The sequence below is a fragment of the Acidovorax sp. GW101-3H11 genome (assembly GCF_001633105.1).
GTDB lineage: Bacteria > Pseudomonadota > Gammaproteobacteria > Burkholderiales > Burkholderiaceae_C > Acidovorax.
Genome location: NZ_LUKZ01000011.1, coordinates 88,972 through 102,502, shown reverse-complemented (window position 1 = coordinate 102,502; position 13,531 = coordinate 88,972). Strand labels below are relative to the sequence as shown.

The 13,531-nt window shown below is 65.1% G+C and carries 9 protein-coding genes; 3 read left to right on the top strand and 6 right to left on the bottom strand.

Features of this window, described 5'->3' with window-relative positions:
• Positions 1–57: 57 nt before the first annotated feature.
• From pobA to A1D30_RS12465, 3 genes are all read left to right on the top strand, one after another.
• A complete protein-coding gene (gene pobA / locus A1D30_RS12475; RefSeq protein ID WP_063461048.1) occupies positions 58–1,230 on the top strand; it encodes a 4-hydroxybenzoate 3-monooxygenase in 1,173 nt (390 codons plus the stop codon).
• A gap of 414 nt (positions 1,231–1,644) precedes the next feature.
• Positions 1,645–1,806, top strand: coding sequence for a hypothetical protein (locus A1D30_RS26035; protein WP_199865977.1), 162 nt, complete (start codon positions 1,645–1,647; stop codon positions 1,804–1,806).
• 1,012 nt (positions 1,807–2,818) lie between these two features.
• Positions 2,819–3,520: a hypothetical protein gene (locus tag A1D30_RS12465; RefSeq protein ID WP_063461046.1), complete on the top strand. Its 702-nt coding sequence runs from the start codon at positions 2,819–2,821 to the stop codon at positions 3,518–3,520.
• A 563-nt stretch (positions 3,521–4,083) separates the two neighbouring features.
• On the opposite strand, the gene A1D30_RS12460 is transcribed toward A1D30_RS12465, so the two are convergent.
• From A1D30_RS12460 to A1D30_RS12435, 6 genes are all read right to left on the bottom strand, one after another.
• Complete coding sequence (locus tag A1D30_RS12460; RefSeq protein WP_063461045.1) at positions 4,084–5,841, bottom strand: tannase/feruloyl esterase family alpha/beta hydrolase; 1,758 nt, start codon at positions 5,839–5,841, stop codon at positions 4,084–4,086.
• 100 nt (positions 5,842–5,941) lie between these two features.
• A complete protein-coding gene (locus A1D30_RS12455) occupies positions 5,942–7,657 on the bottom strand; it encodes a tannase/feruloyl esterase family alpha/beta hydrolase (protein WP_063461044.1) in 1,716 nt (571 codons plus the stop codon).
• Positions 7,658–7,801: 144 nt separating this feature from the next.
• Positions 7,802–9,532: an acyl-CoA dehydrogenase family protein gene (locus A1D30_RS12450; RefSeq protein ID WP_063461043.1), complete on the bottom strand. Its 1,731-nt coding sequence runs from the start codon at positions 9,530–9,532 to the stop codon at positions 7,802–7,804.
• 276 nt (positions 9,533–9,808) lie between these two features.
• Positions 9,809–10,798: a Bug family tripartite tricarboxylate transporter substrate binding protein gene (locus A1D30_RS12445; protein WP_063461042.1), complete on the bottom strand. Its 990-nt coding sequence runs from the start codon at positions 10,796–10,798 to the stop codon at positions 9,809–9,811.
• A gap of 57 nt (positions 10,799–10,855) precedes the next feature.
• Complete coding sequence (locus A1D30_RS12440; protein WP_063461073.1) at positions 10,856–11,620, bottom strand: SDR family NAD(P)-dependent oxidoreductase; 765 nt, start codon at positions 11,618–11,620, stop codon at positions 10,856–10,858.
• A gap of 23 nt (positions 11,621–11,643) precedes the next feature.
• On the bottom strand, positions 11,644–13,512 hold the full coding sequence (locus A1D30_RS12435) for a feruloyl-CoA synthase (protein WP_063461041.1): 1,869 nt from the start codon (positions 13,510–13,512) through the stop codon (positions 11,644–11,646).
• Positions 13,513–13,531 lie beyond the last annotated feature (19 nt).

Here is a 13,531-nt window from a genome sequence, read left to right as displayed (position 1 = left end):
CTTTGGGTGGTCCGTTTGATCAATGTCATGAACGCACCAACCACACCAGGAGACACCATGAAAACCCAGGTTTGCATCATCGGCGGAGGCCCCTCGGGCCTCATGCTCTCGCAGCTCTTGCACCTCAAGGGCATAGCCACCATCGTGCTGGAGCGCCAAAGCCGCGAATACGTGCTGGGCCGCATACGGGCAGGCGTGCTGGAGCATGGCTTTGCTGCGCTGATGCGCGAGGCCCAATGCGGCGAGCGCATGGACAAGGAAGGCGAGATCCACGACGGCTTCATCATTGCCCACGACGGCCAGATGGACCGGGTCGATTTGCACAAGTACAGCGGCGGCAGCTCTGTGGTGGTGTACGGCCAGACCGAGCTGACGCGCGACCTGTACGAAGCGCGCGACCGCATGAAGGGCGTCGTCATCCACAACGCCGAAGACGTGCAGCCGCACAACCTGAAAAGCGCCAACCCGTATGTGACCTACCGCAATGGCGACGAGGTGGTGCGCATCGACTGCGACTTTGTCATCGGCGCCGACGGCTTTCACGGCGTGAGCCGCAAGTCCATTCCACGCGACGTGCTCAAAGAGTATGAAAAGGTCTACCCCTTCGGCTGGCTGGGCGTGCTCTCGCGCACCAAGCCCGTCTCGCCCGAGCTGATCTACGCCAAGCACGAACGCGGCTTTGCGCTGTGCTCGCTGCGCTCGCAGGTGCTGAGCCGCTACTACATCCAGGTGCCGCTGACCGACAACGTGGAAGACTGGTCCGACGAAGCCTTCTGGGCCGAGCTCAAGCGCCGCCTGCCCGCCGAGGTGGCCGACAAGCTGATTACGGGCGCATCCATCGAAAAGTCCATCGCCCCCCTGCGCTCCTTTGTGGCCGAGCCCATGCGCTACGGCAACCTGTTCCTGGCAGGCGACGCCGCCCACATCGTGCCGCCCACCGGCGCGCGGGGCCTGAACAGCGCCGCGTCCGACATCTACTACCTGCACCACGCCATGGTCGCGCACTACCAAAACGGCGACAGCACCGGCCTGGACAAATACTCCGAAAAGGCCCTGGCCCGCGTTTGGAAGGCCCAGCGCTTCTCGTGGTGGATGACGACCATGCTGCACACCTTTCCGGATTCCATCGCGTACGACCAGAAGCTGCAGGACACGGACCTGGCGTATCTGTTCTCGTCGGAGAAGGCGTTGGGGTCGCTGGCGGAGAACTATGTGGGGTTGCCGTTCTGAGCATCCGGCATTAGCACTGTCACCCAATCAAAGGCTTGCATGGGGTTCCCTCATCCAGGCCTTTTTGGTGTGCCCGCATCGGCGTTGAGTGCAACCTGTGGTCCTTCCGCGCACTCCCGGCGCGCTCTATGGCCTGCGCACTGCGGCCACGTACGGCCCCCATGACGAAGTCGCTTTCCATGCAGCCGCCCAGCACGGCGATCTCCATCTGCTACGCAAAATTTAAGCAGAACTGATGCTTACGCCCGCACAGCAGGCCCGATAGCATCGCACCAAGTTTTCAGATCATTTGCCCAGTGGTGTCGATGTGCGGTTCGACGATGGCTTGAGCACGATGAAGCTGCGGACGCAGCGTTTTGAGGCAGTGCACTGCTCGGTATTGAGTGCTAATCAACAGCCAGGAAAGTCTCCAAGATGGATTGGGTCCCGATAGTCTTCATTGTGTTCAAGGTGGCCGTATTCGGCACCGGCATGTTCTTCGCCATCAAGTGGCATTACGACCAAGGGAAGAAGGCGAAGAACGAAGCGAGCAGATCGCAAATGCCAACAGAACGCACGCCGGGCGCGCCGGAGTAGTCGGTTGATGCCCTGCGATGGTCTGCGGGGCACCAGATTTCTATCTGCCTGTGCCACGCCATGGTCGCTCACCACCAAAACGGCGACAGCACCGGCCTCCACAAATACTCCGAGAAGGCTCTGGCCCGCGTGTGAAAGGCCTAGCCCTTCTCGTGGTGGATGACCACCATGCCGCCACTTTCCCAGAGCCACTGGTCTACGACCGGACGCTGCAGGACGCGGACCGAGCGTATCTGTTCGCGTCAGAGAAGGCGCTATGGTCGTTGGCAGAGAACTTTGTGGGGTTGACGTTTTGATCGTTGCGGCGCGCTTTGGTGCGGTGCCTATCGGGGCTTTGTTTGGGTCCCGGCAGATTAGTCAAAGGCTTGCACCGATTAGCGCTACTTGCAGCCCGCGATCACGCCTCGCATCAGAGCCTGAGTCCATTCGCTATAGCATTGGTTGTGTCATGCAGATTGGCGGAAGCCGTGTGGCTGATTGCTGTCGTTCAAACTTAGTGACCTGCGACGGCGGGCTTCGAAACCGGAGGTCGCGCGGTTCAGCGGTTGGATGTCTGCAGTGCAACGAATCGTAGTCATTGTGCTGATCGATAGTTCATAGAGCCAACCCCATCGCGAAGTGAGGAAAAGTTGCGTATTGCTCAGGGTTGGCGCTGCGGGACTGTTCAAACCATCCGCGTACAAAAATCCGGCAAACCCCTTGCTAACTGCCCTTCAGGCAACAACAGAGCATTCAAATCCGCACAGGCCCGCAACTGACCAGCTCCGGAGACGGTGATCTCCTACTCTACGAAAACTGGCTCCGCTCCATACACAAGGCTTGTCCACGGCTTTGACGCCCCTCTCGACCTTCGCCTACCGGTCTGGCGGACAGGTCGCGACATATCTGGCTGCATTGGTGTGGCTTGGGCGTCCCGGCCTTGCGTTTCCCCCCAATGCATTGGCTTACTCGGCCCTGAGCCCTGCGACAATCAAATTGTTGTGCCTCACGACACACCATTAAGGAGAGAGGGATGAAGTACATAGGATCCGTAGTGCTCGCGCTTTGCGCGCTGTATGGGTGCGCCCACAACGGAACGATGCCTCAGGAGGAGCAGCTGAGGATTATGAAGGCCGTCGAGACATCGCGACGCGCGGCGGCTGAATCCTTCACGCTGTATCAAGGGATCTGCCAGCGGGAGCTTCCCGCTGCAACAAACGCTAGGGATGACGGCGGAACGCATCTCAGCATGCAAGGTGCTGTGAACGTCGCGCTCAACAACCTTGGCCAGGAAATCGTATGCTCGGTGGACATTGATAACGCCGTGATCGAAGCCATTTGGGCAGACCACCGGGTATATACATTGCAGGAATACAAGCTTGCCGAAGCAGAACGGCGCCGCAGGATGGCGTTGGCGGAGGCAGACGCGGCCCAAATTCAAGGCGGCAATCACGGGGCATTCGTGCTGGCGGCAAAGCGGTCGATCACCCACGACTTCAAAGATCCGGACTCTGTGCTCTACAGGGATGTTTTCATCAGCAACAGGACGACGCCGACCCTTTGTGGTGAGATCAACGCCAAGAATTCCTACGGCGGCTATGTAGGCTACAAGCGGTTCTTCTATAACCGAGTCGTTTCAGGAGTGGACAGATCTGAAATCCCGGAGAACAGAGCGAGCTACTCCAAGCTCGAATCGGTTTACTGCCGGGACAAAGTGCTCGATCTGCCGCAGTAGCGGCGTCGTCGCCCATCGCCCTGACATTCGGGTAGTCCAGGTGAGGCTTGGCACTCTGCGCAGAGTGCTCGTACCTGGATCAGGGATCGCAGGCCGCATCCCCCAACGGGGTCTACCGCCTCATTCTGGTACTCCTGGCCTTCGGAACGGGTCAGCGCGAGGGGGCCAGCGTTCAAAGCCGGTTCCAGGATTCGGGGTCCCAATCGGCGGCACTGGCTATAGGAAGGGTTGCTATAGCGTTCTCCCTTCAAATCCTCGTTGAACAGATTGTGACGCTTCTTGAGAGGTTCTTTGAAGAGCGCGGCGTGGCCTTTTCTCCAGTTGTATTCGCAGTTCCTGAACACCTGCGCTATGGAGCCACGCGGTCGCGTTCAGAACCGTATGCGCAAATAGGCTGCGGTATAGATGGTCGCCGTATCTAGTGAATCGACTGGGCCAGCTTCTCATTGGTAAGCAACGCGAGCGGAACAGTGATGAGCGTCATTTACCCCATCAAAGCTTTATCCCCAAATCGTCGCGAAAAAGGCCCGGCACGAGCCGGGCTTCTCACTTTCAATTCCCCCTCACTTGCAGCTAAAACTCCCCGCACTCTCCACATCCCCCGTCCCGTTGTACCGCGCCACCTTCGGATACACACACAGCGGCCGGGTGCGGTTGGCAGACCAACTGGCAGGCAGCTCTGCATTCACCACATTGGCGCCCGCGCCGCGCGCCTTGGCCGTCACGCTCTCAGGCGCCTTGCCTTGTTCCACCCACGCCACCAGCGGGGCCAGCATGTCGAACTGGTCGGTGGCGGGGCCGCCGGAGCAGTGGTTCATGCCGGGCACCAGGTACAGGCGGGCAAAGTCGTCGGCCTTGCCGCCGTGGGTTGCCTGCACGCGGTCCATCCAGTTTGCGGTGTCGATGGGCGAGAACACGCCGTCGGCCACGCCGTGGTAGACCATCATCTTGGCGCCCCGGTTGCGCAGGGCGCCCAGGTCAGCGGCGTTGGGCGGAGTCATGTACGACCACGATGACTCGGTGTAGACCGGCGTGGTGGCGAACATCTTGGGGTAGTCCGCGTCCATGCTGAAGTTCAGCGCGTACTGCAGGCCGGTGGTGGCCTTGAAGGCGTCCAGGGTGGAAGGCGGTGTGGTGAACAAGAAGGCCACGGCCCCCGCGTCGCGCGTGGTGGGGGCGTTGAAGTGCCAGAACGCAAAGTTGCTGCCCGCCACGCCGGGGTCGAACCAGGTGCCGGTGTACAGCGCTTCGCCCTTGCTGTTCTTGGGCCCGGCGAAGATGCTGGCCAGCACGTTCTTTTGCTCGGCAGAGATGCACGATCCATCCCGCGCAGTGTTGGCATTGTTGGCCGCGGTGCAGGTGGGCACATCGCGCTGCAGGTTGAATGCGGCCTGGCAGGCTTGCACGTCGTTCACCTGGCCGTCGGTGGCGCCGTCCAGCGCGTCGCAGCGCTCCACGATCTTGCGGGCGATGAGCTGGAACTCGGCGGGGCTCACGGCTTTGGTCAGGTCGGGTTGGCCGTTGGCTCCGGTGGGGGAAACCTTGGCGTATTGCTGGGCCTTCCACAGCTGGGCCGTTGCGGCCTTGGGCAGGCTGAAGCCGGGGTTGCCCGCCAGCACGCCGTCGTACTGGTCGGCATAGCGCGATGCGGCCACCATGGCGTGGCGCCCGCCGTTGGAGCAGCCTGCGATGTACGAGCGGTCGGGGCCCTTGCCGTAGGCGCCTTTGATCAGGTCCTTGGCCATGGGTGTGAGGGTGCCCACGGCCTGGTAGCCGTAGTCGCGCCGGGCCTGGGGGTCCAGCCCGAAGAAGGGTGTGGGGGCGCCGTGGCCTGCGTCGGAGCTGAGCACGGCAAAGCCTTGCACCAGGCCGGGCGCCACGGGCGCGGCGCCGCTGACGGAGCCGAGCGCGGTCACCACGCTGCCGTCCAGCCCGCCATTGGCCTGGTGCAGAAAGCGGCCGTTCCAATTGACGGGCAGGCGGATCTCAAAACCGATGGCGTAGCTGGCGCCGTCCACGGGGCCGGTGCGCTCTTTCATCTTGCCTTTGACGAGGCAGTGCGCGGGCGCCTGGGTGGTGTTGCCCTGCAGGGTGATCGGGCCTTCGGCCACCATCTCTGCCGAGGTGATGCGCGTGTCGGGCAGCGCAAGGCTCTGGGCCAGCGTGGTGCAGTTTTTCAGCGTGGCTGGGGTGGCGGCGCCCAACTGCGGTGGGGGCGTGGTGCGCGGCGCGCTGGCGCAGCCCGCCAGCAGCGTGGCGGTGCCGACCAGGGCCATGGCCAGGGCCGACAGGGGGAGGGGGCGCGTGAGAGGGTATGGCATGCGGGGCTCCGAAGGGTGGAGGGTGTGCCCCCGCGCTGTGGGCGAAGGGGCACACCCCAAGAAAAAGGCCCGGGCCGCAGGGGCCAGGGCCTTGGGGGCGCTACTTGCAGCTGAAGCTGCTGGCGCTTTCGATGTCACCCGTGCCGTTGTAGCGTGCGACCTTGGGGTACACACACAGCGGCCGGGTGCGGTTGGCGGACCAGCTGGCGGGCAGCTCGGCGTTGACCATGTTGGCCCCCGCACCGCGTGCCTTCGCCGTTACGCTGTCGGGCGCCTTGCCCTGTTCCACCCAGGCCACCAGCGGGGCCAGCATGTCGAACTGGTCGGTGGCCTGGCCGCCCGAGCAGTGGTTCATGCCCGGCACCAGGAACAGGCGCGCAAACGCATCGGCCTTGCCGCTGTGGTTGGCCTGGAGGCGGTCCATCCAGTTGGCGGTGTCCGTGGGCGAGAAAACGCCATCGGCCACGCCGTGGAAGACGATCATCTTGGCGCCCCGGTTTTTCAGCGTGCTCAGGTCCGCTTCATTCGGCGGGGTCATGTACGACCAGGGCGACTCGGTGTACTGCGTTGTGGTGGCGAACATCTTGGGGTAATCGGTCTCCATGCTGAAATTCAGCGCGTACTGCATGCCGGGGATGGCGGTAAACGCTGCCACGGTGGATGGAGGCGAGGTGAAGATGAAGGCCACCGCACCCGCATCGCGCGTTGCGGGCGAGCCGAAGTGCCATGACGCAAAGTTGGCGCCCGCAATGCCGGGATCCCACCAGGTGCCGGTGTACAGCGCTTCGCCCTTGCTGTTCTTGGGGCCCGCAAAGACGCTGGCCAGCACGCTCTTTTGTTCGCTGGTGATGCACGAGCCGTCGCGCGCACCGGTGCAGGTGGGCACGTCGGTCTGCAGGTTGAAAGCGGTCTGGCAGGCGGCCACGTCGTTGACCTGGCCGTCGGCCACACCGTCCAGCGCGTCGCACTTTGCCACGATCTTGCTGCTGATGAGCTTGAACTCGGCCGGTGTCACGGCGGTGTTCAGGTCGGGCAGGCCGGTGCCTGCGTCCTTGGTCGATACCTTGGCGTATTGCTGGGCCTTCCACAGTTGGGTGGTGGCGGCCTTGGGCAGGTGAAAACCGGGGTTGCCCGCCAGGATGCCGTCGTATTGATCGGCATAGCGCGAAGCGCCCACCATGGCGTGGCGTCCGCCGTTGGAGCAGCCGGCCAGGTACGAGCGGTCGGGTGCCTTGCCGTAAGCGCTCTTGATGAGGTTCTTGGCCATGGGGGTGAGCGTGCCCACTGCCTGGTAGCCATAGTCCAGCCGGGCCTGTGGGTCCACGCCAAAGAACGGCGTGGGTGCACCGTGGCCCGCATCGGAGCTGAGCACCGCAAAGCCTTGCACCAACCCCGGGGCTACGGGTGCGGCGCCGCTCACCGAGCCCAGTGCGACCACGACGCTGCCATCCAGGCCGCCATTGGCCTGGTGCAGAAAGCGCCCGTTCCAGGCCACGGGCATGCGGATCTCAAAACCGATGGCGTAGCTGGCGCCGTCCACGGTACTGGTGCGCTCCTTCATCTTGCCTTTGACGAGACAGTGCGCAGGCGCCTGGGTGGTGAAGTTCTGCAGCGTCAGCGGCCCTTCGGGCACCAGCTCGGACGAGGTGATGCGCGTGTCGGGCAGGGCCAGGGTGTTGACCAGATTGGTGCAGGCCTGAAGGGTGGCAGGGGTGGCGGCCGTGAGCTGGGGCGGGGCATTGTCGGACGATCCCCCTCCGCAACCGACCAGCAGCGCCACCGGCAGGGCCGACAGGGCGAGAGGGTGCCAGCGCATTCTTCTTTTCGTACGGTTCATGCTGTTGTCTCCATTTATTTTTGAGGCGCAAGGAAACCCGCAACGTGGCCTCAACACGTTGTGGGAGATGGGGTGGTTGGGGTGTGTTTTGCTACGAATTCAGTAGCTACAAATGCTTATGCATCAGGCGGTAGCAGCCATTTTTGGCTTGATTTCCAGCGCCTTGGCAATGCGCTGGCGCAACATGGCGGCGCGCATTTCGAACTCGGGCAGCACCCACTGGGCCAGCGCCTGGGCCGGGGTGCTCCAGCGTTCGGGAGCCTGGGGCGGCTCGCTCCCCCGCTCGCCTTGGGCCACGGCGCTGATCTCGCCCCAGGCCCAGTCCAGCAGCACCAGCGCCACCGCGCGCAGGTAGTCGTCGGCCACCCAGTAGGGCAGTTCGGGGTCGGTCTGCGCGGCAATCGCCAGGGTTTGTGTGATCTCGACCAGCGCATGGCGGCGTGCGCTGGCAGCAGGGCTGGGCGCTGCGCCGGGCAGCGTGGCCAGCAGCGCGGCCAGGCCCTGGCCGCCGTCGGCCAGTACCTTGCGCACCAGCAGGTCAATCGCCTGGATCTCGTTGGTGCCCTCGTAGATCATGGCCACGCGCGCGTCGCGCACGATCTGCTCGATGCCCCATTCGCTCACGTAGCCGTGGCCGCCAAACACCTGCAGGCAGGCGCTGGCGCCATGGAAGCCTTGGTCGGTGAGCGCGGCCTTGAGCACGGGCGTGACCAGCGCACACCAGCGCTGCGCGGCGGCGCGCTCGCCCGCGTCGGTGCTGTGTTTGGCGATGTCGAGTTGTAAGGCCGTGTGGTAGGCCAGCACGCGGCCGCCGTCGATCCAGGCGCGCTGGGTGTGCAGCGTGCGGCGGATGACGGGGTGGTCTTGAATGAGGCTGGTGTCCTTGGCGCCGGGGGCGCGCATCTGGCGGCGCTCTGCCGCGTAGGCGCTGGCCTTTTGCCACGCGGCCTCCAGCAGGCCGATGCCTTGCAGGCCCACGTGCAGGCGCGCGGCGTTCATCATCACGAACATGGCGGCGAGGCCCTTGTTGGGCTCGCCCACCAGCCAGCCGGTGGCGTCGTCAAAGCGCATCACGCAGGTGGGGCTGCCGTGCAGGCCCATCTTTTCTTCGATGCGCTCGCAGACCACGGCATTGCGTGTTCCGTCCTGAAGCACCTTGGGCACCAGAAACAGCGACAGTCCCTTGGGCCCCGCAGGTGCATCGGGCAAACGCGCCAGCACCAGGTGCACGATGTTGTCCGTCAGGTCGTGTTCGCCGCCGGAGATAAAGATCTTGCTGCCGTTCACCCGCGCGCTGCCGTCGGGCTGGGGCACGGCGCGTGTGCGCACCAGGCCCAGGTCGCTGCCCGCGTGGGCTTCGGTCAGGCACATGGTGGCCAGCCATTCGCCGGTGGCCACCTTTTCCAGGTACTGCGCCTTCAGGGCATCGCTGGCGTGGTGCTTGATGCATTCGTACGCGCCATGCAGCAGGCCGGGCGCCATGGTCCAGCCATGGTTGGCACCGGCCAGCCATTCAAACAGCACGCATTCGAGCACCGCAGGCAGGCCCTGGCCGCCGTCCTCGGGCGCGCAGGCCAGTGCGGGCCAGCCGCCTTGCCAGAAGGCCTGGTAGGCGTCGCGGAAGCCGGGTGGCGTGTGCACCTGGCCTGCGTCAAACCGGCAACCCACCTCGTCGCCCGTGCGCTGCAGCGGCGCCACGGCGCTGTCCACAAACTTGGCGGCTTCCTCCAGCACCTGCGCAGCCAGCTCGCCATCGGTGTCGGCAAACGGCGCCAGCGCCTGCCACCGCGCAGGGGCCTGCAGCACCTCGGTCAGCAGGAACTGGATGTCGGTGAGGGCCTGGCGTGCTTGCATGGATTGCTCTTGATTTGATAGCTATTAACGCTTGATGGACGCGCGGTAACGGCTGTTTTCTTCTAAATTTCTCTGAAGAAGTGGGGCGACTGCTTGCGCCCTGGCTTCGACAGGCTCAGCCCGAACGGGTGGGGGTGCATGGCGATGAACGACCGCTGCGCTCACGCCCGTCGATACCGGCGCGGCCCAGGCGAGGGCCACCGCGCAAGGGCCGCCCCGCCGCGCTGGTGGCGTCCCCCCTCAGGGGGGAAGGCGCGCCAGCGCCTCAGGGGGAGCTCAGGAATCTGCGGTAAAGCCAATCTTCTTGATCAGCGGGCCCCAGGTGTCGTACTCGGCCTTCTGCCAACGCGCTTGCTCCTCGGGCGTGGAGCCGTGGGGCATCAGGCCCACGATGGCCAGGCTGTCGATGACCGACTTTTCCTTCAGCGCGGCGTTGATGGCAGCGTTGGCGGCGGCAATCACCGGCTTGGGCGTGGCGGCCGGGGCGTAGAAGCCGAACCACTCTTCGGTGGTCAGCTCAGGGAAGCCTTGCTCGGCAAACGTGGGCACATCGGGCACGTAGATGGAGCGCTTGGGGCCCGAGGTGGCCAGGATGCGCAGCTTGCCCGCCTTGTAGTTGGCGATGAAGTCACCGTGTGGCGTGACCATGGCTGCCACCTGGCCGCCCACCACGTCCGTCACGCCGGGGATGGAGCCACGGTAGGGCACGTGGCGAAGGTCCACGCCGCTGTTGATGCCCAGGAGCGCGCCCAAAAAGTGGGGCGTGGAGCCCGCACCGGGCGAGCCGTAGCTCGCGTCCTTGGGGTTGGCCTTGGCCCAGGCCAGGAAGTCCTTCACGTTCTTCACGCTGGCGGGCACCATGGGACCCACGGCCAGGCCGTGGTGCATGATGGCCGCGATCGACACGGGCGCGAAGTCCTTGTCGGTGTAGTTCATCTTGCTGTAGATGTGCGGGTAGTTGGCAATGGCCGACACCTGTGCCACGGCCAGCACCGAGCCGTCGGCGGGTGCGCCCTTCAGCGTCTCCAGTGCAATGCGGCCGCCCGCGCCGGGCTTGTTCTCCACCACACCCGCGTTCTTGCTGAACGCCGAGCCGCCCCATTTTTCTGCCACGCGGCGGGCCACGGTGTCGCCCGAGCTGCCCGCAGGGAAGCCGAAGTACACCTTCACCTGGTCCACCTGGGCGTGGGCAGCAAAGGGGTGCAGGGCGCCCAGCGCGGCGCTGGCGCCAAAGGCCTGGACGAGTTGTCGGCGGGTGATGGTCATGGTGTTGTCTCCTGTGTGTCGTTGAAAGCTCTGGGGGCGGGGGAAAGAAAAAATGGATCAGCGTGGCGCCATGCGCAGGGCGCCATCCAGGCGAATGACTTCGCCGTTCAGGTGCCCGTTGGTCACGATGTGGCAGGCCAGCTCGGCAAACTCTTCGGGCTTGCCCAGGCGCGGCGGGAAGGGGATGCTGGCGGCCAGCGACTGCTGCACGGCCTCGGGCAGTTCCTTCATCAGCGGCGTGGCAAACAGGCCGGGCGCCACGGTGCACACGCGGATGGCGTGCTGCGCCAGGTCGCGCGCCATGGGCAGCGTCATGCCGGCCAGGCCCGCCTTCGATGCGCTGTAGGCCTGCTGGCCCACCTGGCCGTCAAAGGCAGCGACGGAGGCGGTGAACATCATCACGCCGCGCTCGCCGTTGTCCAGCACGTCGAGCTTGCTGCAGGCAGCGGCAAACAAGCGGCTCACGTTGTAGGTGCCGATCAGGTTGATGTTGACCACGCGCACAAAGTCTTCCAGCGGTGCCGCGCTGCCGTCGCGCTGCACCACGCGCTTGGCGCTGCCGATGCCCGCCACGTTCATCAGGATGCGCGCGGGGCCGTGGGCGGCAGCGGCCTTGTCGATGGCGGCTTGCACGCTGGCGGGGTCGGTGATGTCGCAGGGGCAGGCGATGCCATTGATGTCTGCAGCCACCTTCTCGGCCAGTTCGGCATTGCGGTCCAGCACTGCGACCTTGGCGCCCTGGGCGGCCAGTGCGCGGGCGGTGGCTTCACCGAGGCCCGATGCGCCGCCGGTCACGAGGGCGGCTTGTCCTTGAATCTGCATGGTGGTGTCCTTGTTGCTTCGGTTCAATGGTGGGGAACGAGGGTGAACGGCAGGCTGCCGTCGTGCAGCGCGTTCACCAGGTCGGCGCGGTGCTTGAGCACGGCGCGCTGGTTGATGGAGCCCTTGTCGGTGATCTCGCCCTTGTCGAGCGAGGGCGGCTCGGCCATCAGGTGGGCGCGGGCCACGCGCGTGGCGCTGCCCGTGGCCTGCGCGGCCAGCTGGTTGATCACTGTCTGGAAGTGCTGCTGCACGGGCGCGCTCTCCAGCACCTGCTGCAGGCTGGCGCCGTCCGGCAGGCCTGCCAGTGCGCGGATGCTCTGCGTGGGGATCAGCAGCGCGCCCACTTCCTTGAGGTTGATGCCGGTGATGACGGCGTCCTGCACATAGGGCGCGCAGCCGGCAATGACCTTGGCGCGCATGGGGCCCACGCTCACAAAGGTGCCGGTGCTGAGCTTGAAGTCCTCGGCAATGCGGCCGTCAAACTTCAGGCCCTTGTTCAGGTCGTTCTCGTCGATCCACTTCACGGCGTCGCCCGAGCAGTAGAAGCCTTCTTCGTCGAACGCCTCTTGCGTGGCCTCGGCGTTGCGCCAGTAGCCCTGCGTGATGTTGGGGCCGCGATAACGCACCTCGACCTTGCCATCCACGGGCACCAGTTTCAGCTCCAGCCCCGGCGTGGGCACGCCGATGTCGCCCGCCTGCACGTTGGGGCTGTTCACGGCCACGCAGAAGGGGCAGCCTTCGGTCATGCCCAGGCCGGTGTTCATCACGATGCGCTCGCCCACTTCGCGCTCGGCGCTCTCAAACAGCGAATCCCAGATGGGCTGCGACAGCGCGGCGGCGGCAAAGAAGAACATCTGCACGCGGCTGAGCAGGTTCTTGCGCAGCTGCGCGTCGGTCTTCATGGTGTGCGCGATCACCTCGAAACCCGTGGGCACGTTGAAGTACACCGTGGGCGCGATCTCGCGCAGGTTGCGGATGGTCTCGACCATGCCGGTGGGCGTGGGCTTGCCTTCGTCCAGGTACAGCGTGCCGCCGTTGTAGATGACGATGCCGAAGTTGTGGTTGCCGCCAAAGGTGTGGTTCCACGGCAGCCAGTCCACCAGCACCAGGTCTTGCTCCACCAGCACGGGCATGGACTGGTTCATCTGCTGCAGGTTGGCGGCCCACATGCCGTGCGTGATGATCACGGCCTTGGGCGCCTTGGTGGAGCCCGAGGTGAACATGAACTTGGCAATGCTCTCGCCCGTGATGGCGGCGTGTGCGGCGTCCACGGCAGGCGTGGCCTCGGTGGCCAGCAGCGCGCTGAAGGGGGTGGTGCTGCGGCCCGGCAGCGTGCCCTGGCCCAGCACCACATGCACGTCGGTGCCCACGGTGGCGTTGATGGCGGCGGCATAGCGCTCGGCATTGCTCGCAAACACCAGGCCGGGCGTGAGCGTGTCGATGGCGTGGCGCAGCTTGTCGTAGTCCTTGCTCACGGTGGAGTAGGCCGACGACACCGTGCACTGCGGCACACCGGCCACCAGGCAGCCCAGCGACAGCAGGGCGTGGTCCAGGTCGTTTTCGCTCAGGATGGCCACAGGGCGGTCGGCGCTGAGTTGGCGGTCCAGCAGGGCCTGCGCAATGCGGCGTGCGCTGTCCCATGCCTCGCGGTAGCTGATGTGGCGCCAGTCGCCCAGGCTGCCGTCGGCGTTCTTCACGCGCTGGGCCATCCAGGTGCGGTCGGGCGTTGTCTGCGCCCAATGCGCCAGGCGGTCGGTCAGGCGCACGGGGTGGGGCTGCAGGTCTTGTGTGGCGCGCACATAGACCACGCCGTTGTCGCCCTGGCGGGTGGTGACCTCGGTCACGCCAAAGCGCAGCGGCCGGTAGCGGGGGGAGGGGAGGTTTGCCGTCATGGAGCTTGTCTCGGGGCTG